General features: G+C 61.9%; 20 protein-coding genes. 10 read left to right on the forward strand and 10 right to left on the reverse strand.

What is annotated here, in order from left to right; all coding sequences use genetic code 11:
* Window positions 1-2: 2 nt before the first annotated feature.
* Complete coding sequence (locus IPJ87_00335) at window positions 3-956, reverse strand: hypothetical protein (GenBank protein ID MBK7940321.1); 954 nt, start codon at window positions 954-956, stop codon at window positions 3-5.
* A gap of 243 nt (window positions 957-1,199) precedes the next feature.
* Here IPJ87_00335 and IPJ87_00340 point away from each other — a divergent pair, with 243 nt between their 5' ends.
* The gene (locus IPJ87_00340) at window positions 1,200-1,559 is read left to right on the forward strand and encodes a transposase (GenBank protein ID MBK7940322.1); all 360 of its coding nucleotides are present in this window, start codon (window positions 1,200-1,202) and stop codon (window positions 1,557-1,559) included.
* Between the two features lie 170 nt (window positions 1,560-1,729).
* Here IPJ87_00340 and IPJ87_00345 read toward each other — a convergent pair whose 3' ends face one another.
* The gene (locus IPJ87_00345; GenBank protein MBK7940323.1) at window positions 1,730-3,220 is read right to left on the reverse strand and encodes a hypothetical protein; all 1,491 of its coding nucleotides are present in this window, start codon (window positions 3,218-3,220) and stop codon (window positions 1,730-1,732) included.
* Window positions 3,221-3,321: 101 nt separating this feature from the next.
* Here IPJ87_00345 and IPJ87_00350 point away from each other — a divergent pair, with 101 nt between their 5' ends.
* Both IPJ87_00350 and IPJ87_00355 read left to right on the forward strand, forming a co-directional pair.
* The gene (locus IPJ87_00350) at window positions 3,322-3,663 is read left to right on the forward strand and encodes a n-acetylglutamate synthase (protein ID MBK7940324.1); all 342 of its coding nucleotides are present in this window, start codon (window positions 3,322-3,324) and stop codon (window positions 3,661-3,663) included.
* A gap of 161 nt (window positions 3,664-3,824) precedes the next feature.
* Window positions 3,825-4,505, forward strand: a complete 681-nt coding sequence (locus tag IPJ87_00355) for a fibrobacter succinogenes major paralogous domain-containing protein (protein MBK7940325.1) — start codon at window positions 3,825-3,827, stop codon at window positions 4,503-4,505.
* Window positions 4,506-4,539: 34 nt separating this feature from the next.
* Here IPJ87_00355 and IPJ87_00360 read toward each other — a convergent pair whose 3' ends face one another.
* From IPJ87_00360 to IPJ87_00375, 4 genes are all read right to left on the reverse strand, one after another.
* Entirely contained in the window at window positions 4,540-5,133 is a 594-nt protein-coding gene (locus tag IPJ87_00360) for a YdeI/OmpD-associated family protein (protein MBK7940326.1), read from the reverse strand.
* Between the two features lie 343 nt (window positions 5,134-5,476).
* Window positions 5,477-5,650, reverse strand: coding sequence for a hypothetical protein (locus tag IPJ87_00365; GenBank protein ID MBK7940327.1), 174 nt, complete (start codon window positions 5,648-5,650; stop codon window positions 5,477-5,479).
* Between the two features lie 12 nt (window positions 5,651-5,662).
* A complete protein-coding gene (locus tag IPJ87_00370; GenBank protein ID MBK7940328.1) occupies window positions 5,663-5,827 on the reverse strand; it encodes a DUF5615 family PIN-like protein in 165 nt (54 codons plus the stop codon).
* Window positions 5,827-6,063 carry a DUF433 domain-containing protein gene (locus IPJ87_00375; GenBank protein MBK7940329.1) on the reverse strand — a complete coding sequence of 79 codons (237 nt, stop codon included), beginning with the start codon at window positions 6,061-6,063 and terminating at the stop codon, window positions 5,827-5,829. The genes IPJ87_00370 and IPJ87_00375 overlap by 1 nt, the downstream gene beginning before the upstream one ends.
* Window positions 6,064-6,565: 502 nt before the next feature.
* On the opposite strand from IPJ87_00375, the gene IPJ87_00380 reads away from it, so the two are divergent.
* The 6 genes from IPJ87_00380 to IPJ87_00405 all read left to right on the forward strand — a co-directional run bounded on the left by IPJ87_00380 (window position 6,566) and on the right by IPJ87_00405 (window position 9,815).
* On the forward strand, window positions 6,566-6,802 hold the full coding sequence (locus IPJ87_00380; GenBank protein ID MBK7940330.1) for a hypothetical protein: 237 nt from the start codon (window positions 6,566-6,568) through the stop codon (window positions 6,800-6,802).
* Window positions 6,799-7,095 carry a type II toxin-antitoxin system RelE/ParE family toxin gene (locus IPJ87_00385; protein ID MBK7940331.1) on the forward strand — a complete coding sequence of 99 codons (297 nt, stop codon included), beginning with the start codon at window positions 6,799-6,801 and terminating at the stop codon, window positions 7,093-7,095. The genes IPJ87_00380 and IPJ87_00385 overlap by 4 nt, the downstream gene beginning before the upstream one ends.
* 278 nt (window positions 7,096-7,373) lie before the next feature.
* Window positions 7,374-8,480 (forward strand): acyltransferase, encoded by a 1,107-nt coding sequence (locus tag IPJ87_00390; GenBank protein ID MBK7940332.1) that lies wholly within the window; start codon window positions 7,374-7,376, stop codon window positions 8,478-8,480.
* A gap of 150 nt (window positions 8,481-8,630) precedes the next feature.
* Window positions 8,631-8,972, forward strand: a complete 342-nt coding sequence (locus tag IPJ87_00395) for a n-acetylglutamate synthase (protein ID MBK7940333.1) — start codon at window positions 8,631-8,633, stop codon at window positions 8,970-8,972.
* Window positions 8,912-9,427 (forward strand): hypothetical protein, encoded by a 516-nt coding sequence (locus IPJ87_00400; GenBank protein ID MBK7940334.1) that lies wholly within the window; start codon window positions 8,912-8,914, stop codon window positions 9,425-9,427. The genes IPJ87_00395 and IPJ87_00400 overlap by 61 nt, the downstream gene beginning before the upstream one ends.
* 133 nt (window positions 9,428-9,560) lie before the next feature.
* Complete coding sequence (locus IPJ87_00405; protein MBK7940335.1) at window positions 9,561-9,815, forward strand: hypothetical protein; 255 nt, start codon at window positions 9,561-9,563, stop codon at window positions 9,813-9,815.
* A 228-nt stretch (window positions 9,816-10,043) separates the two neighbouring features.
* Here the strand turns inward: IPJ87_00405 and IPJ87_00410 are convergent, their stop codons facing one another.
* The 4 genes from IPJ87_00410 to IPJ87_00425 all read right to left on the reverse strand — a co-directional run bounded on the left by IPJ87_00410 (window position 10,044) and on the right by IPJ87_00425 (window position 16,911).
* Window positions 10,044-10,715 (reverse strand): hypothetical protein, encoded by a 672-nt coding sequence (locus IPJ87_00410; protein ID MBK7940336.1) that lies wholly within the window; start codon window positions 10,713-10,715, stop codon window positions 10,044-10,046.
* A 450-nt stretch (window positions 10,716-11,165) separates the two neighbouring features.
* Window positions 11,166-12,848: a T9SS type A sorting domain-containing protein gene (locus IPJ87_00415; protein ID MBK7940337.1), complete on the reverse strand. Its 1,683-nt coding sequence runs from the start codon at window positions 12,846-12,848 to the stop codon at window positions 11,166-11,168.
* 134 nt (window positions 12,849-12,982) lie between these two features.
* A complete protein-coding gene (locus IPJ87_00420; GenBank protein MBK7940338.1) occupies window positions 12,983-15,358 on the reverse strand; it encodes an immune inhibitor A in 2,376 nt (791 codons plus the stop codon).
* A gap of 89 nt (window positions 15,359-15,447) precedes the next feature.
* Complete coding sequence (locus IPJ87_00425; protein ID MBK7940339.1) at window positions 15,448-16,911, reverse strand: beta-lactamase family protein; 1,464 nt, start codon at window positions 16,909-16,911, stop codon at window positions 15,448-15,450.
* 269 nt (window positions 16,912-17,180) lie between these two features.
* Here IPJ87_00425 and IPJ87_00430 point away from each other — a divergent pair, with 269 nt between their 5' ends.
* Window positions 17,181-17,582, forward strand: a complete 402-nt coding sequence (locus IPJ87_00430) for a response regulator transcription factor (protein ID MBK7940340.1) — start codon at window positions 17,181-17,183, stop codon at window positions 17,580-17,582.
* The last annotated feature ends 97 nt before the right edge of the window (window positions 17,583-17,679 follow it).

Genomic DNA, 17,679 nt, shown 5'->3' on the forward strand with positions numbered 1-17,679 from the left:
GGTCACTTAAAATTTGCTGCACGCATTACCCTCACCGGCTGGTTGGCTCTGCATTGGCTGCTCGTAGGAGTAGCCTGCGTCATCGCTGCCTTACGACTTGCCGCGTTGAGCAACTTCTTCTCCCGCTCATGTGCCTGTTCCCAAAGTTGCTTATATCTAGCTTTCGCGAAAGCGCGTTGCTGTGCTCTGTGCTGCTCGTAGTTAAGTCGATTCAATTCATCCAAGTACGTCGTCGGAAGCTTCCAAGCTGCTCGGTCAGGTGTTCTCAGGCCGACCGCCCTTGCCACATGGTCTATATGATCGACGCAATTTTCCCTCACATACCCGTACGACTCTGACTCGGTTCGGGCGACAGACCAAATCCGACTTGCTTCATCACGGGTAATCACCTTTCGGAAATACTCCTGCTCATTCACAGCAGAGTTGGAATCGTCGAAGCGACGGCCATTCGGGAAATCTCCGACCTTGTTGCTGCGGGTGGTGCTGCCATCCGACCATGAACGCTCGATGAACCAATACGCATGACCTACCCATGAGTCGTTTCCTTTTCCAGAGAAGCCCCCGAAGACCAATGCTTCCCCAATAAGATGCTTTGGGGGCGGGCTTGTAGAATGTTGGTTGTTCATGTTGAGCCTTGTGGGCTGTGCGGTCGGGGTGGTCCTCGGTGTTCCAGCCTCAACTGGTTGGGAGTCGTTCGCTGATGGTCTTTCGTACCTGTACTCAGTGGTCTCGCCTGCCGGTATCCTTCGCTCAATCTCGCGATTGTAGCGATCGGCCTGTGCCTTCTGCTCTTTAGTTAACCTACCTTGACTTTCAAGGTACGCTTGGTGCTCCTTCTCGATGGCATGCGCACCTTCTTTCTGCTCGTTGGTGAGGTGATCCGGAATCTGAGCCTGGCAGACTAGGCATGAAGCAAGCATTGTTGCAACAGCGATGGGTTGGCTAAACGGTTTCATGGAGCTTGCGGGTGTGAAATCAGCACCGACACTTTGGCCTGAACGTCATGTCGAAGGTATTGCACGGTTGACGGAATTGTCCAAGCGATCGTTAACGGCTGGTCACGGCATTCAACGGCTCGCCCCGCATTGTGGCAAGAGTTCCAATCGCGCAGCGGTGCAAGCGGTCGGGCCACTTGTGCCACTATGCCTTGGCATCTTGTACGGTTCTATCTTTCGCAACCAACCCAGCGCCGTTAATTCATGGCACCCGCATCGCCAACCGGTAGTGACTTCAAGATCAAGTTCGATGGGCAGCAGCATCAGGTCGATGCGAACGTGCTGATCAGCAGCTTGATCCACACGACCGCGGTCGTTCAAGAGGTCAACCGTAGCCTGAACAGCGGGAAGAAAATCGAGATTAAGGTCAAGGCGCTCGAGCCGGGCAGCTTCCTGGTTCACATCGAGTTGGTCGAGAAGGCGGTGGACAGCCTGCGCGTCCACCATAGCCAACCTGTCCAAGACTGGGTCGAGGAACATGACCAGGAGATCGAACTGTTCTTCCTGCCCAGCTACTCCCCCGAACTGAATCCGGTGGAGATCGCCAACGCCGACTTGAGGTGACCACCTGCGCACCGGCGCGCAAGAAAGGCAAGCTCCACAAGGTCGCTTCAACACACCTGCGATCCTTGCAACAAGATCCCGATCGCATCGCCAGCTTCTTCCAAAAAGACACCGTCCGTTATGCAGCTTGAACCCTCAACACATCTCCGCCGACTCAATAATAGGCATGGTTATACATAGTCGAAAGCCTTCCAAAGCCCTCGGTGTACAATGATATCGCTGCTCAATACAAGACGAGCGCTGCTGCTATAGTGCCTCGACACGGGCCTTAGTTGACCATCAGCCTTTACTATCAAGTTTCCGATAGCACTCGCATCAAACAGGAGTTTCAGAATATGCGTAGCATGTTCTTCTGTAATTCCCAAGCTCTCCATCTGGTCAGTAAATTTTTTAGATTGAAACCGATTTCTTCCAAAAAACCTCAGTGATTGTATGGTTTTTTCGATGTCGGTTTCAGATATATGCCCTTTGAGTTCATCTTCCACCTCATGAACGAAGTAATTTTCAGAATATTTGGTCAATCCAGTGATTATTTCACTGGTAGTAATCGGAATATTATCTCCCGTCGAACTTTCCTGAATGAACTTAAGGGCCATGATTAAATCTCGAGGAGTATTGCGCGTATGATAGAGAATGTATGCCGCCGTCAACCTTTCCCTTCCCTGCACCTCGATGATTTTTTTAAAATATATGTTGAAAATGTTGACTTCACTTTGTAGCGTAGCGGCAGCTCTGTAGTTGGCTAATTTAATGAGCCTACTCTTATAGATATCTCTATGGTCGTCATGCCAATCTAGAACTAGAGAATAGGTGTTGCGAATTGCGTTGGAATTGTATAGTGGAAGTTTGTCAAACAAGTCAGTACGACAAGCTATAATTATTTTGAATGGATTACTTCCTTCTCGAAATTGCTGATTCAAATGACTGCACTCACTAACTAGAGCGGATATCGAGTCGTAAGAATTCTTTTCAGAAAATAGTGCTCTGTCTAATCCGTCAATAAGTATGTAATGTTTGTTTTCGCTTTTTTGCTGCAGAAGAATAGTCATGGCATAGTCTACAAGCTTTGAGAAATTAATGTCCTTATTTTGATTCGTATTTCGATCATACTTGAATGTATTAACTGTGGCATTTACCCCAAACAATGCATCAAATTCTATGCTTGGTCCATGTAATATGGATTTCGAGTCTCTAGTTTGCTGAACGATGTCGTCGAACTTAGTTGCGGGGGCAAAGCCAATTTGTCGTAATCCTTGCATAAACTTGTCATAGTCAGAATTGGGACTTCTTCCTTGGTCTTCGTAAAGGGACCAGAGAAGTTGAATTACGAGAATCCAAGTCCATGATTTTGGTAGGGTTTGTTCCTTTCCTATTGAACCAGAGAAACCAGCTGATTGAAAGTTCGAGAATGGAAACTGATTTAGGTCATTAAAAGTAATTTGCTTATCGTAGGCCTGAGTACTTATGATTTTCTGTATGAGCGTCGACTTGCCTGATCCCTTTGTCCCCAGAATCAAAAACTTTGATGATCCGAGCAGAGCGCCTAGATATCCACTCTCATCAAAGTATGCAGTCTCAACCAAACTTGGCGATTCGACTTTCTCAATTTCTGCGCTATGCTCTCCAAATACTATGTTCTTGAATGGCGCAATAGTACTCATGTGATTCTGCGTTAGAGGGTCTCGGCATAGTTACGAAAAAAAAATGGGGGCTAGATCACCACAGGGTGTCCGCCAAACCTCCACTCGCTCCCCCACACCCCCTGATCAACTACCTCAACCGCCGCTTCGTGCCCGTGAGCAATAGCGCCAATGGCGAGTTATCGCCCGAAGTGGTGTTCCACTACCAACAGACCGGCCGTATCGTCACGTGCCGCTATTCCGGTGGCCGCATCGTCAGCGGGCAGTTTATCGCCTTGGTGGATGCCGAGGGCCGCCTGGACATGCGCTACCACCAAGTGAACGACCGCGACAAACTGAAGACGGGCGTGTGCCGGTCAACGCCGGAGCTACTCCCCGATGGGCGCATCCGCCTGCACGAGGCCTGGCGCTGGACCAGTGGGGATGGGTCGAGCGGGAGTTCGGTGTTGGAGGAGGTGCGGTGAGGGGGGCGGCAGTCTGTCTTGAGCCGTGAAGGGTGTTCAGCACTTCTTGAGGGTCGCAGGGTGTTCATCTTTAGCGCACGTGTTCCGAGCGCGGTGGAGCAAGCGGTCTGGCCACTTGGGCCCGCTGCTCATGCCTGTCCGGCCCGACCTAGCTTTGAGCGATGCGCACACCGCTCACCACCTTGCTGCCCGTTCTGGTGTTCGTCGCCTGCTCGTCCGCAAAGCACGATGAGGCACGGCTGCCCGCCAACGCGGGTGTGCGGTCCGCATCCACCATGATCTGCGGCGCCGAATGGTCGACCCACAACCTGGATGTGGCCACCTACCGCAACGGCGATCCCATCCCGCAGGTCACCGATCCTGCGGCGTGGGTGAAGCTGACCACCGGCGCGTGGTGCTGGTACAACAACGACTCGGCCACCTATCACGGGTATGGCCGCCTGTACAACTGGTACGCGGTGAACGATCCGCGTGGTCTCGCTCCGCAAGGCTGGCACGTGCTCACGGATGTGGAGTGGGAGGCGATGGAGACTTGCCTGGGCGAGGATTCGGTCGGGTATCGACTGCGGGCGGAAGGGCAATGGCGCTGCGCTGCCACGATGATCGACAACAGCAGTGGCTTTCATGGGCTGCCCAGTGGAAAGCGCTCAGCAGAGGGGATGTTCACCCATGCCGACAGCTCCGCGGTGTATTGGACAGCGGATGAAGGAAGTGTGAGCGATGCTTGGTGCGGGCGCTTGATCCACAATGAGAGCGTGCGTAGTGTTCCCACGATGATCACGGGCGTGGGCTACATGAACAAGGCAGAGGGGTACTCGGTGCGGTGCGTGAAGGACCGGTAGCGGGGGGGGCGTTGGCAACTGTGCCTCGCTGCGCTCACGGATGGAGGCGTTCCCCGCGCTCCAGCATCGCCACGAACTGCGCCAGGCGCTTCGTGCGCGTCTCCGGCTTCACGCTCTTCTCCAAGCGGTGCAGGATCGCGAAGCGGTTCTGGGCATTGAGCTCCTTGTAACAGGCCTTGGCACGTGGGCTCTTGCGCAGCGCGGCCAGCAGGTCCTTCGGTTCGGTGATGGTGGAGCCCGGGCTGTACGCGCGGTCCCACTCGCCGTTGGCCTTCGCGACCTCCATGGCTGCGAGCCCGGCGGGCATCATCACCCCGGCCTCGATCAATGCGAGCACGCGTTCGCGGTTGATCTGGCTCCAGATGCTGCGCGCCTTGCGGGGCGTGAAGTGTTGCACGAACGAAACCGCATCGTACGATTTCCGGATGGCGTCGATCCAGCCGTGGCAGAGCGCGGTCTCCACCGCCTCATCGTACGTGAGGGTGACCAGGCCGCTGTTCTTCTTGCCGATGCGCAACCAGACACCGCTGTTCCTGGCGTGGTTCTTCGTCAGCCAGGCGTGCCACTCGCCGGTATTCGCGAAGAGGTGTAATTCGCTCTCTTCGATGGTGGCGGTCCGCTTGGTCATGGTGCGAATTTCGGGTGTGTTCGCCCTCATTGTCGCAAGTGTTCCGCGCGGGCGGGCAATTGCGTGGGCGAGCGGGCCACTTGTGACCTGCAAGCTGTCTTTGCGCAAGTCCGTTCCGGTCTGTTCGCCAGTCTCGCGCCTTCGCCAAGGCTTCGGCGGAGGCACTGTGACTGGCCCCGGCAGTACCTTGGAATGTGCCTAGACCACCGTAGAGTGTCCTCAAACCTCCGCAGTGGTCTCCCGCACTTTTGGCGGCGCCCCTGCGGCTCGCAGCCGTGCTCACCACGCCATCTTCTCCGGCATTGCCTGCCGTAGCGCTTCGCGAAGGCAGTGGTCCAGCCCATCAGTAGCTGCGCTGCCGAATACCATCCTCTTCGATCACCGTGAAGCGCCTTTCGAGAATGGTGCTAGTAGCGAGCGCATCGTGGATCAGCGCAGCGGCCGCCTTGGGATCTTTGCCGCGATAGCGCAGGAAGAGTACGGCCGGTGGTGAGTCGATACCGCCTTTGAAGATCAATTCGCCGTAATCCTAGTCAAACGTGAGGATGATGCGGTCCTCGGCCTGCGCCATGGCGATCACCTGCTGGTCGGCAATGCCCGGTGCATCCGTGCGGACGCTCTTCACGTCGTGCCCGGCCGCGCGCAGAAGGTGAATGCTCGGGTCAGGAAAGTTCTCGTTGGCCAGGAAGCGCATCACGCGGTGCGGCGCAGGGGCAGGTACATGGCCTGGTGCATGCCATCACGCAGATAGGCGAACACCGCTTTCAGGTCATCGGCCGTGATGTTCGGATAGCTCTCCAGCACATGTGCTTCGGTCCAGCCCTCGGCCATGAGTTCAAGGACGAGTTCCACGGAGATGCGCGTGCCCTTGATCACCGGCTTGCCCAGCAGGATGTCCTTGTCGGAGACGATGCGCGTGCGCCATTCCATGATGACCAAAGGTATGCAAAGTGAGCGTGCGTAGCCGTTCACCCATGCGGCTCACCTCCAGCCACTGCGCTCACTCACCTTGCCGATCTGGCGGTCCTAGTGCTCGCTTTGCGGTGGTTCCGGGGATGTGGTGGCAGGGCAGGGTCGCATCCGGAACCTGGAGGGCAGCTTGCTCCTGCCGGGCGGCGATCAGGCGCCTATTGCGATACGGTGCAAGAGCTGAGGAGATAGCGGGGCTCCATTTGTCCAACAGCCTGTTGGACAAATGGGCGAGGGCGGTCCCAATTGTGCAACGGCTTGTTGCACAATTGGGCGGTTGTTCTCCGGTGATCCTGAAGCCACCGCAGGGTGTCCCCCCAACCTCCGCCGGGTCTCTCGCGCATTTGGCGGGGACCCTGCGGCTCGCGGCCGTGATCACCACGCTATCTTCTCCGGGTCCTGCCGCACGTCGCAGATGTCAACCGTGCCATCACGCCCTAACTTTGGTCAACATTCATTCACCATGGACATCGCCCTGAAGAAGCTCGACCTGATCCAACGCTTGATGCAGGTATGGGACGAGGCCACCTTGCAGCGCATCGCCAAGACCATCGAGGCGGAAGTGCCGGAGGTGGACATGGACATGAGCGATGAGGACTGGGCGGAGCTGGAGCGCAGGCGCGCAGAACACCTGCACGGTGAAGGGAAGTCCTACACCAAGGACGAGGCGATGCGCCTATTGCGAGCTGGCCGGAAATGAAACGCTTCGCGCTCGATGCGCGGCAGGTTGCGCTTGACGATGCCGCAGCGATCTGTGACTGGTACGAGGAACAGCAACCCGGTTTGGGTGATCGCTTCCTCGCCGCTTTGGACGCCTGCTTTGAGGACTTGATGAGTAGTCCGTTCCGGCAAGTGCGGAAGGAGCCGTTCCGTTATGCGAGCATTCAAGGCTTTCCGCATTATCGCGTGGTGTTCGCGGTCGATGGCGAGGTCATCACCGTGTACCAAGTGCGGCACACGAGCCGCAAGCCACATCCCAAGTTCGGCCCGTGAACGATCGACCCGGCGGCCGCCCCCCAGCCACTGCGCTAACTCACCTTGCCGATCTGGCGGTCCTGTTTGCTCACTATCCGGTGGTTCCGGGGATGAGGCGGCAGGGAAGGGTCGCATCCGGAACCTGGAGGAGCTTGGGCCGACCTGACGGCGGTCAGATGCTACTGGACCACCGCAGGGTGTCCACCCGGACCACCGCCGGGTCAGTCCGCTGCTGTTGAGAGGGCATCGGCCTGTCGATCACCGGGCATACGGGGCGCTTGGTTTAGGTTCGCGCGATGGCTTCGACCCTGCCACGTAACGCGCCGATCGACCTGCTGCGCGGCATCGCGGTGGTGTTGGTGATGTTGCTGCACTATTCCCTCACCTATCGCCTGCCGGACAGCGTGCTCGGCGACCTGTTCACCCCGAAAGGAGTGGCGCGTGTTGTCATGAACGGCAACTACGGCGTCACCATGTTCTTCGTGATCTCGGGCTACCTGATCACCACCAACAGCTTGGGCCGTTGGACTTCATTGGAGCGGATGGATCGACTGGCCTTCTACAAGCGTCGCGCCCGACGCATCGTGCCGCCGCTGCTGGTAGCTGTGGCGATGATCCTTGTCCTCGGTTCGGCAGGCCGGCCGTCGTTCGCGAACAAGCAGCACGGTGAGGTGATGGATCCCGGGTTCTGGTGGCTCGCCATTGGATCGGTGCTCACGTTCTGGCATAATGTGCTCATGCAGTCGGAAGGCTACTTCAACTATGCGCTCAACATCTACTGGTCGCTGTCGGTGGAGGAGGTGTTCTACCTGCTGTTCCCGGTGGTGGCCACACTGCTACCGAGGCGGGCCTTTCTGCTCGCCTGTGCGGCCATGGTGGTCGCAGGGCCGGTGTATCGTTCGATGCATGTGGAGCGCGAGCTGGACTATCTGTACGGCTATCTCGCCTGCTTCGATGCCATCGCGATCGGCTGCCTGCTGGCGTTCGTGGCACCGCAAGTGGCGCTACGTGGACCGTGGCCGATGCTGATCACGGTGCTAGCGACCGTTGTGTTGGCTGTGTTATACCTGAGCGGCATCGGAGGTAACGAGGTGTTCGGGTTCACTGGCATCGCCTTGAGCACGGCTGTGATCATCCTGTTCAATGCGCGGTGGCAGGGCACGGGGAAGAGCGGGCGGTCGCTTGCAATGACCGTCGCGCCATTGCGCTGGATGGGACGCCACAGCTACGAACTGTACCTGTTCCACATCATTGTGCTGGGGCTGATGCGTGACGCGATCGGGCGCGATCAACTGGCGCGCGGCATGAAGCTGCCGTGGATGCTGTTGTTCTTGGGGTTGTCGGCGTTGGTGTCCCTCGGGATGGGACGTTTTGCGCAGCGCTGGAACCGTGCAGGGCAGTGAAGGGTCACCCGGTACGGACGACTCCAGGGTGTCCGCCCAGACCTTCGCCATGACAGTCCTCTGCACTCTGGCGGGCGTCCCTGTGGCTCGTAGCCATTCGGGCGTACACATCGCTGTGATCTCGGACCTTCACACGCTCCCCCACACCCCATGATCGACTACCACGACCGCCGCTTCTTCCCCGTGAGCAACAGTGCCAACGGAGAGGTATCCCCCGAAGTGGTCTTCCACTACCAGCAGGCCGGCCGTATCGTCACGTGCCGCTATTCCGGTGGCCGCATCGTCAGCGGTCACCTGATCGCCTTGGTGGATTCCGAGGGCCGCCTGGACATGCGCTACCACCAGGTGAACGACCGCGGCGAACTGATGACCGGTGTGTGCCGGTCAACGCCGGAGCTTCTCCCCGATGGGCGCATCCGCCTGCACGAGGCATGGAGATGGACCAGTGGGGATGGATCGAGCGGGATCTCGGTGTTGGAGGAGGTGCGTTGATCTCAATGCTTGGTGAACGAATGATGCGCACACCCCTTCCGAACTTTGGCCGATCGACGATGACCGGCATCTCGATGTTGTTGCTTTCCATCTTTCCGCTCGGCTGCCTGGGCAGCAAGCAGGACCGTGCCATCGCGAAGGTGGGTAAGCACATGGAGCGGATCCACGATGCGCAGTACACCTGGTCGTTGCGGAAGGCGACTTCCACCGAGACGGCTGCACGCATGCAGAAGGAGGTGGAGGGCATGCGCAACAAATACGATGTGATCGCCGACACGGCTGCGATCAAGGAACCGCTGCGCGTTTTCCTGGAGAAATGGACCACCGCTGAACAGGTCGAAGCCTCGCTCCTTGGTGGCGAGCAGGAGTTCATGAGTGAGGTGACCGGCTTTTACATGCGCGGCTTGGTGCAACGCAAGGAGGGAAGGACGCTGTTCCCGGCGCGGCGACCTTGAACCATACGTTGAACCGCTGCGGCGATCCTCCCGGCCCCTGTTGGGTCCATGGTGAGGTGTCATTGCCGAACGAAGGACATTCGGCAGCTGACGACCTCGTCCCTCCCCGTTGATCTGGTTTCGACCTGCGCTCATGGTCCGCCTGCTCTTCACCGCCCTCCTCCTGTTGCTGATCACGACCGGCCGTGGCCAATGCCTGGACAGCCTAGGGGTCGATGGGGCCTTGGGCCTGAACCGATGTGAAGAGCAGGTGCTGGCCGACCTGGGCGTGACGCGGCCCCTGGCCGAAGCACGGCCCGTCGTGGCCTTCCGCTTCGGCAACCAGGCCCGCCGGATCGGCAAGGCGGACTTCTTCCAGCGGATCCTGCCCTGGCTGCGTCGCGGATAGCGACCGGGCGTTCAGACGTATGCCCTCACCGAGCAGGAGCGGCAGAACACCGGCGTGGACGCTGTGGTGGTGGCTTGGAGCAAGGTGGGCTGGACGCGGCGCACCAAGCGTCGTGTGATGAACGACCTGATGCGCGAACGCAGCGGCTGTGCCCGGCCCGGCTGAGCGGGGGCGGTTCCGTGGAGGACAACAGGGAGCCCCCTCCTGGTGGCATGTGCTCCGAGTGCTTCAACAGCCGCGCCCCGGTCGCTGCACGTGGTAGTCCACCAGCTGGTACCGGTAGCCGGTAGTGCCCATCGCGAAGCAGGCGCACCACTTCACGCGGCCGATGCCTTCCACCCAATGGGTACGCGGGTACTTCCACGCGGGGATCACGGGGAACCCGCCGTAGGAGTAACAGGTGCCCGTCATCACGTACGACTGGAAGGTGCCGGCGGGGACGGACACCGGCACGGGCGCAGGGGACACGCTGTACCGGATGGCAACGGTGCTTGGTGCGGGAATGGAATCCACCCCGATGACCTGGCCGAGGTTGGCGGAGGAGAAGAGCACTTCGCCGGAACGGCCGAGCAGGAATTCGGCGGGATCGCGCCAGTATTCGATGGCGTTCGAGACCACGCCGTCCGAGGCCTGGCGCACCACGCTCCAGGTGTGGCCGTCGAGCACGGTGTCGCCCGCGATGAACAGGCGGTCGCGCCGGTGGAAGTTCGGGTCGGCCACGTCCATGGGATCCACGCGATGGCGGTCGTACCCCCAGTAGTTGCCGCTGTCCAGCTGGCTGAAGTCGGTGATGGACAAGGGTGGGGGTGCCGTGTCCGGTGACGGCGAGGCCGTGTCGTGCTCCTTGCGGCAGGCGGTGAGCAGCGCGGCGATGGCGGTGGGGGGCAGGGGGATGCTCATGGTGTTCCGATGGGGCTGGAACGGCGCGGATCGGGGCATAATGCGGACGCTGGATCTTCTGCGCAAGGCCCATCCTTCCTTGGCGCAGGTGTGGGCGTGCTCGCCGGCATGGTCTCCTCGTTGGATCCGCCCACGACTTGGGGCAGCGCATTGAACGCGCGCGCTCTGAAGCTCACAGGTGCGCTTCCCAAGAGCAGGAGGTGCCCCTCCGCACATCAGTTGTCGTTCATCGGCAGGGGGCAGGCGACGGCGAGTTGCCGTGGATGGGGCGGGGTGGCGTTGTGCTCGTAGCGCCTGGTCGCCTGTGCTGTTGAAGTGGTCCCGGCCTGTGCAGGGGGAGCGCGCCATGGATGCCGTGGGCCGTCCGATCGGGCGAAGCAGCCATGGTCGACCCCCAACCTGGATCGTGGCATGCGGAGCCTCCGCCGGAGGCTCAACCGTTCAACCCCCTCACCACTTCGCGAAGCGCAGCACCTGGCGGGACATCCCGTCGGTGCGCAACAGGTAGGTGCCCGCGGGCAGGGCGCGGATGTCGAGCGTGCTGATGGCTGCGGTGAGCGTGCCGCGCAGGAGCGTGCGGCCGAGCGCATCGTGGATCGCGTAGGGCATCGGTGCGGCACCTTGCGTGCGCTGCACAGTGAGGTGATCGGTCGCGGGATTCGGATGCAGGAGAAGGGGTGTCGAGCCCTGTTCGGTGGCCGATGTGGTGAAGTCGCCGAGCTTGAGCACGAAGGCGTCCTCCGATCCGGCGGATGGACGAAGTACTTCGCCGATGCCAGGGTCGAAGTCCACCGTGTCCGCGAAGCTTCCGCCGACCACGAAGGAAGCGTCGGGTAGCAGCGCGAAGGCGTTGCCGCGATCATCACCGGTGCCGCCGATGGTCGCCGCGCTCAGCAGTGCGCCGGTCGGGTCCAACCGGAGGACGAACGCATCGGTGCCACCCAAGGAGGGTGTTGGTGCCGTGCCCGGGCCGGGATCGAGGTCGGCGGTGCCGGAGAACAGGCCGGTGAGGAAGAGCTGGTCGGTCGTGTCGGTCACCACCTCGTAGCCGCGGTCCTCCCCGGTGGATCCGATGATCGCCGCGCGCAGGTGGGCGCCGTTCGTATCGAAGGTGTTGATGAAGGCATCAATGCCGCCCACGGCGCTCAGCAGGTCCATGCCGCCATCGGGGTCGAAGTCCACGGTGTTGGCGAACTGCCCGGCGACATGCACTTCACCGACGCTGTTGACGGCGATGGACCGGCCGGCATCTTCACCGGACAGGCCGCCGAAACCCTTCGCCCACACGAAGGCACCGCTCGCCTCGAGCTTGGACACGAAGACGTCCAAGCCGCCGACCGACGTGAGCGTGGCCACACCGGCGCCGGGGTCGAGGTCGGCGTCCAGGGCGAAGGTGCCTGTGGTGAGCACGCTCCCCTGGTCGTCCACGGCGATGGCCTCGGCGATGTCCATGCCGGGTCCGCCCATGGCCGCAGCCCAAAGAAAGGCGCCGTCGGTGTCGAGCTTCAGGACGAAGATGTCGTTGCCACCGGCAGAGGTGAGGGGGACCGAACCCGGCCCTGGGTCGAAGTCGACCGTGCCCGTGAAATATCCGGCGAGGTGAACGTTGGCGGCCGCGTCCAAGGCGATGGCCTTGCCGTTCTCCAAGGTGGTGCTGCCGATCGTGGTCGCCCAGAGGAAGTTGCCCGTCGGGTCCAACTTCAGGACGAAAGCATCGAGGATGCCGGCGGGGGAGATGGCGTAGTTGCCCGGGCCAGGGTCCATGTCGGTGCCGCTCTGGATGTACCCGGTGATGTACGCGTTGCCCGCCGCATCGGCGGCGATGTCGGTGGCCACCTCCTGGGCGACACCGCCGAAGGCGAACCCGTACACCAGGTCGCCGGAGGGGGTCAGTTTCTGGATGAAGAAATCCGTGGCGCCGTTGGTCGAGTCGGCGAGCACGGCAGGGCCCGGATCAAGGTCCAGGCGACCCGTGAACGTGCCTGCGATGTACACATGGCCGGCGGGGTCGGTGGCGAGCTTCGCGGTGCGGTCCACGCCCGCATCGCCCAAGGTGGACGCCCATTGGAACGGCTGGGCGCGGCCAGCGACCGCCAGTGAACAGCCAAGCAGCGCGCCGAAGAGGGTCTTCATGATGGGAACGACCTGTGTGTAGCGATCGCACGATGAAGATAACGACATCGCCTGAACAGATAGGCTGCTCGGGCGAATACCTGAGTCGCGGACCGGTGGGATAAGCGGGCCCCGGATACGGATGGCCTGGCTCCCTATGGGGCCAGCACACAAAGCCTGCCCCGCGCCAGGGTGCCCGCCCCGGCGATCAGCCTGCAGGTGTAAAGCCCGGGGGCGAGCTGGGCGGTGGCGAGGTCGAAGCGGCCCGTGCGACCCTGAACCGGGCGTTCGTGCACCACGGCCCCGCGCCCATCCTCCAGGCGCCACACGGCCTGCGTGGAGCCTTCGGGAAGCGACCACAGCACCGAAGTGGACATGGTGGCGGGTGACGGATGGCATTGAGTGGTGGCGCCGGCGACGGTGCTCTCGGCGATCCCGGTCCACACCGCACCGGTGATGATCACGGACACATCGTCGAGGTAGAAGCCGTCATAGGTGAAGTTGTCCTCACTGCGCAGGCGGAAGTTGAGGTGCAGGGGCCCGCCCACGAAGTCGTCGAGCAGGAGGCGCTCGCGCGTCCAATCGGTGCGTTTGCCATCGTACACGGGCTCATCATCGATCTGGGTCACGGATCCCGGCCGTGAATAGGTGCCGCACAGGGTGGTCCACGAGACGCCATCGGCGCTGGCCTCCACCTGCACATGGTCCAGCTCGCTCTGCAGGGTCCAGCGCGTCATGAACTCCAACGTGGCGGTGGAGGCGAGCGTGAGGTTGATCGGTGTGGTGAGGCCCCACGGGTTGTCCTCCAGATCGAAGTGGTTGCTCAGTGGGCTGTCCGTGAACGAGGCGGGCGGTGAGCTCCAATCCTCGCTGGTCACGGCCCATCCGCCTGCCCAAGCATCGTCCGTGCTGGCGTCGTCGCTGAAGGCGGTGAGCGGTACACCATGGATGCGTTCGATCGTATCGCGGAGAAGGAGGCCGTCGGCATCGAGCACGAGCACATAGCTGAACACATCGCCGTCGGTGAGCAGCGGATCGAGCGTGAGCCCGATGGTGCTGGTCACGGTCTCCAGCGTATCCAGTCCGGTGAAGGTCTGCGGGGCGCCGACGGCCACCACGTTGGTCAGCGGTTCCACCGACACCGTGCAAGGACCATCCTGCAGGCCGAGGCGTTGCAGCGTGAAGGTGACATCGGGCGTGCTGCCTGCGGCCACACGCGGGCTCACGTCCTTCGCTTCGGCATAGGCGCCGGCGAAGAGGGCGAGCAGGAGGTTCTGTTCCATGTTGGCCTGCGCGAGGGGCACGATGCGGTCGGGCGCGGGCCAGAAGCCGTCCACGTAGGTGCCTGTCTCGGGCACGTAACCGAAGATCTTCGGTTTGGCCAGCTGCTCGCCGTAGCTCCAGTCGGTGGCGCTGCCATTGGCCAGATAGTAGAGCGCCTCCAGGGTGGTTCCGAAGTGGAACCCGTTATCCACGGTCATGCGTTGCGCATAGGTCCGGAACACGTCCCCGTCCGGCGTCTGGCCGCTGCTGTGCCCCCAGGGGTAGAGCAGGAAGTGACCGCGCGTGTGGTGGCTGTGCTGCGTGGCGAACTGGCGCCCGATGATGAAGTCGCGCATCGCCTGCGTCTCGGGCTCGCTGAAGGCGGACGGACCGCGATAGACATCGCTGAAGGGGTCGGGTGAGGAGCCGTCGTCGTCGATGCCCCAGGCCAGGCCGTAGTTGCGGTTGAGGTCCACGCCGAAGGAGCCGTCGCCGTTGTCGCGCCGGTTCTTGCGCCACATGCCCCCGCCGAAGGGGTCGGTGGTCTCGTTGTACACATAGCCATCGGGGTTCACGCAGGGCACGAAGTAGAGCTCACGCGTGTCCACGATGTGGGTGATCAGCGGGTCGGTGCCGTACCGCTCCAGCAGGGACCACATGAAGTACAGCATCTGCATGGCGCTTTCAGGTTCACGCGCATGGTGGAGCGCATCGTAGAGCACCTCGGGCTTGGCCTGATCCACGTTGGGGTCGTTGCTGATGCGCAGGACGTGGATCGGCCGTCCCTCGTGCGAGGTGCCGATGCTGACCTTCGGGGAGATGAGGGTGGGATGCTGGGCGACCATGAGGTCGAGCTGGTCCTGCATCTCCTGCCAGGTGAGGAATCCGCCCATGCTGCCGGTGGTGAACTGCGCGGGCACCGGATGTGCGACACTGCCCGGGCAGCCGGGATCACCGAACGACCGCTGCATGCTGGGGGATGTTGCGGCGCGTTCCGCGTAATAGGCGCTGACATCATCGATCCCGATACGCACCGCGAAGCCGGCCCCGCGTGCGAGATCAAGGTCGCGCGCGCTGAAGTCCCCGTGGATCGCGCCTTCCGGGTCCACGTGCGTGTGGTCCAGACAGATGCCGAGGGACTGCAGGGTGGACACGTCGGACCGGCCGTGCACCGTGATCGTAGCGCGGGCATGGGAGGCGGGCTCCTGCGCAATGAGGGGAGATGCGCTCAGGATGAGCAGGGCCGGGGTGAGCAGACGCGTGATCATCGGTCCGAAGGGAATTGGTGCCGGAAGGTAGCCTGCAGCGCACCCTGCGGAGCAAGCTGTATCGGGCTGAACGTGGAAGGCTGAGGCGCTTACTGCGCGAACCATGCCCTTATACCCTCGCGACCACGCGAGGCGGAGCGCACGAGGTACGCGCCGGGCGCCACCATGCGTGTGCTGCCTGCGGAGAGGGTGAAGTGCTCCAGCGACCTCCCGCTCATGTCGTACAGCGTGATGGACACGCTGCCCTGACCGGTCCAGGTGATCCGGTCACCGCTCAGCAGCAGGTCATGCTCCGCCGCTCCTTCATCGACGCCGGTGAGCGTACACGGGGGCAGCGCGTGCTGCAGCAGAGCCCCGTACACATCCTCCTCCACGCCATAGAAGGCGCTGTTGGTGCCGAACTGGTAGGCATTTCCTGGCGTGTAGCCGTTGGTGATGAACACGAGACCGAATCCGGAGGAGAGGTCCACGTACAGGTCGCTGATGAGGCCATAGGCTTCACCGGCATGGCCGAAGAAGGCGGTCTGTGGGAAGACCACATCACCACCGGGTTGGGCGGTGATGCGATGCACGCCGAGCCCCCAGGAGCGGAAGAGGCCGTAGTAGTTGTCGCCGTTGCTCCCGTCCCAGGTCCATTCGTCGCCGAGCATCAAGGCCAGGGTGGCGGGTTGCAGGAGGATGGTGCCGTCGTACGTGCCTTCATTGGCGAGCAGGATCGCGAAGCGTGCCAGCTCCAAGGCGCTCACGCGGAGGCCGCCCTGCGGGGCGAAGAAGAGGCCGTTGGTGCCGATGACGTACTGGCTGAGGTCGGGTGCCGGCGGCATCACCCCGCCGAAGTTGTCGGACTGTGGGGTGCTGTTGCGGTAGAGCGCGGCGAGGTCGGCGACGCCGGGCAGGTCCTGCACGTTGTAACTGCCATGGATGCCAAGGGGCAGAAGCACCTGTTGCCGCATGTACAGGTCGAACCGCTGTCCGCTCAGCGCTTCGACCAGCGTACCGATGATGCCATAGTTCGCGTTGCTGTAGGCGAAATAGCTGCCAGGCGCCTCGGTGCGCCACATGTTGGCCGTGTACCAGTCGCCCCCGGGCAGGGCCAGTTCGCTGATGGGTGGAGGGGGCGTGGTGCCGTATGTCGCGCTCTGGAAATCGCCATAGCCTGTTCCATCCTGGAAGCTGCTACGGTGGCTCAGCAGCATACGGTAGGTGATGGGCACCGACGGATGAGCGGGGTTCCGGAAGGTGAAGCCCAGTGCGATGCTCACATCGTCATCCAGACCGAAGGCGCCCTGCTCGCACAACCGCATGAGCCCGATGGCAGTGACGAGCTTGCTGATGCTGGCGATGCGGTACCGGGTGCTGTCGTCCACATCGAGGTTGAGCGCGAGGTCGCGCTTGCCGGTGTGCACCACGTCCTGCACGGCGGTGCCACAGGTGGTGACCACGCTCATGCCCACCAGGCCGTTCGCCGTTGCCACGGACTGGAGCTGCTGGTCGAGGGTCTGGCCGACGGCGATACCCGGCAGCAGGGAGAGCCCGAGGAGGGGAATGCGCATTGGACCGAAGGTATCGGTCCGTGGTGCACGGCAGGTGCAGCGCCGGAGGTGGGGGTGGTGCGTCGCGCAGGGTCGCGATCGGCCGAAGGTCGATCCAGGGGAGGGCGTAGCGGGTAGGTGTACCTGAAGGACGCCTGCTCCCGCGGCACGGCCGGGATCACGAACTTCGGCCCATGCCCGAAGCGGAGCGGATGGACCGCAGTTGGTTCAAGGGGACCGTCGTGGTCTACGGACTGGCCATGGCCCTGCTGGTGGCCGTGCTGAAGTACGTGGAGTACCGCTACCTGCTCCGTGACCTTGGTGTTGAGGTGTACGTGGGGGTGGTGGCGGTGCTGTGCACGGCGCTGGGGGTCTGGCTGGGTGCGCGGATGTTGGCCGCACGCCCGGGCCGCCGCGAGCAACCGTCGGGATCGGCTTCCCCTGGCGCCAGCGTGAGCGCTTCGACCTGGGAGGCGGATGGTGAACGGGTCCGCCGCAGCGGCCCGAGCGGTCGTGAACTGGAGGTGCTGAGGTTGATCGCCGAAGGGCGCTCCAACCAGGAGATCGCCGACCGCCTGTTCATCTCCCTCCCCACCGTGAAGTCGCACACCTCCAACCTCTTCGGCAAGTTGGACGTGCGGCGTCGCACCGAGGCCGTACACAAGGCCAAATCCCTGGGGCTCATCCCTTGAGCCGACCTCATTCCTTGGTATGGATCTCCGCTCGTGCGCCGTGATCCCTACCGAAGGATGAGGGCCGGGGGCCGGGAACAGGCGTGCTTCGCCGAAA

The organism is Flavobacteriales bacterium (assembly GCA_016713875.1).
Lineage (GTDB): Bacteria > Bacteroidota > Bacteroidia > Flavobacteriales_F > PHOS-HE28 > PHOS-HE28.

Bases quoted from the DNA above. Each gene is read 5' to 3' on its own strand.
- IPJ87_00335 (MBK7940321.1), bottom strand. From the start codon at position 956: ATGAAACCGTTTAGCCAACCCATCGCTGTTGCAACAATGCTTGCTTCA.
- IPJ87_00340 (MBK7940322.1), top strand. From the start codon at position 1,200: ATGGCACCCGCATCGCCAACCGGTAGTGACTTCAAGATCAAGTTCGAT.
- IPJ87_00345 (MBK7940323.1), bottom strand. From the start codon at position 3,220: ATGAGTACTATTGCGCCATTCAAGAACATAGTATTTGGAGAGCATAGC.
- IPJ87_00355 (MBK7940325.1), top strand. From the start codon at position 3,825: ATGCGCACACCGCTCACCACCTTGCTGCCCGTTCTGGTGTTCGTCGCC.
- IPJ87_00360 (MBK7940326.1), bottom strand. From the start codon at position 5,133: ATGACCAAGCGGACCGCCACCATCGAAGAGAGCGAATTACACCTCTTC.
- IPJ87_00370 (MBK7940328.1), bottom strand. From the start codon at position 5,827: ATGCGCTTCCTGGCCAACGAGAACTTTCCTGACCCGAGCATTCACCTT.
- IPJ87_00375 (MBK7940329.1), bottom strand. From the start codon at position 6,063: ATGGAATGGCGCACGCGCATCGTCTCCGACAAGGACATCCTGCTGGGC.
- IPJ87_00380 (MBK7940330.1), top strand. From the start codon at position 6,566: ATGGACATCGCCCTGAAGAAGCTCGACCTGATCCAACGCTTGATGCAG.
- IPJ87_00385 (MBK7940331.1), top strand. From the start codon at position 6,799: ATGAAACGCTTCGCGCTCGATGCGCGGCAGGTTGCGCTTGACGATGCC.
- IPJ87_00390 (MBK7940332.1), top strand. From the start codon at position 7,374: ATGGCTTCGACCCTGCCACGTAACGCGCCGATCGACCTGCTGCGCGGC.
- IPJ87_00395 (MBK7940333.1), top strand. From the start codon at position 8,631: ATGATCGACTACCACGACCGCCGCTTCTTCCCCGTGAGCAACAGTGCC.
- IPJ87_00400 (MBK7940334.1), top strand. From the start codon at position 8,912: ATGGAGATGGACCAGTGGGGATGGATCGAGCGGGATCTCGGTGTTGGA.
- IPJ87_00405 (MBK7940335.1), top strand. From the start codon at position 9,561: ATGGTCCGCCTGCTCTTCACCGCCCTCCTCCTGTTGCTGATCACGACC.
- IPJ87_00410 (MBK7940336.1), bottom strand. From the start codon at position 10,715: ATGAGCATCCCCCTGCCCCCCACCGCCATCGCCGCGCTGCTCACCGCC.
- IPJ87_00415 (MBK7940337.1), bottom strand. From the start codon at position 12,848: ATGAAGACCCTCTTCGGCGCGCTGCTTGGCTGTTCACTGGCGGTCGCT.
- IPJ87_00420 (MBK7940338.1), bottom strand. From the start codon at position 15,358: ATGATCACGCGTCTGCTCACCCCGGCCCTGCTCATCCTGAGCGCATCT.
- IPJ87_00425 (MBK7940339.1), bottom strand. From the start codon at position 16,911: ATGCGCATTCCCCTCCTCGGGCTCTCCCTGCTGCCGGGTATCGCCGTC.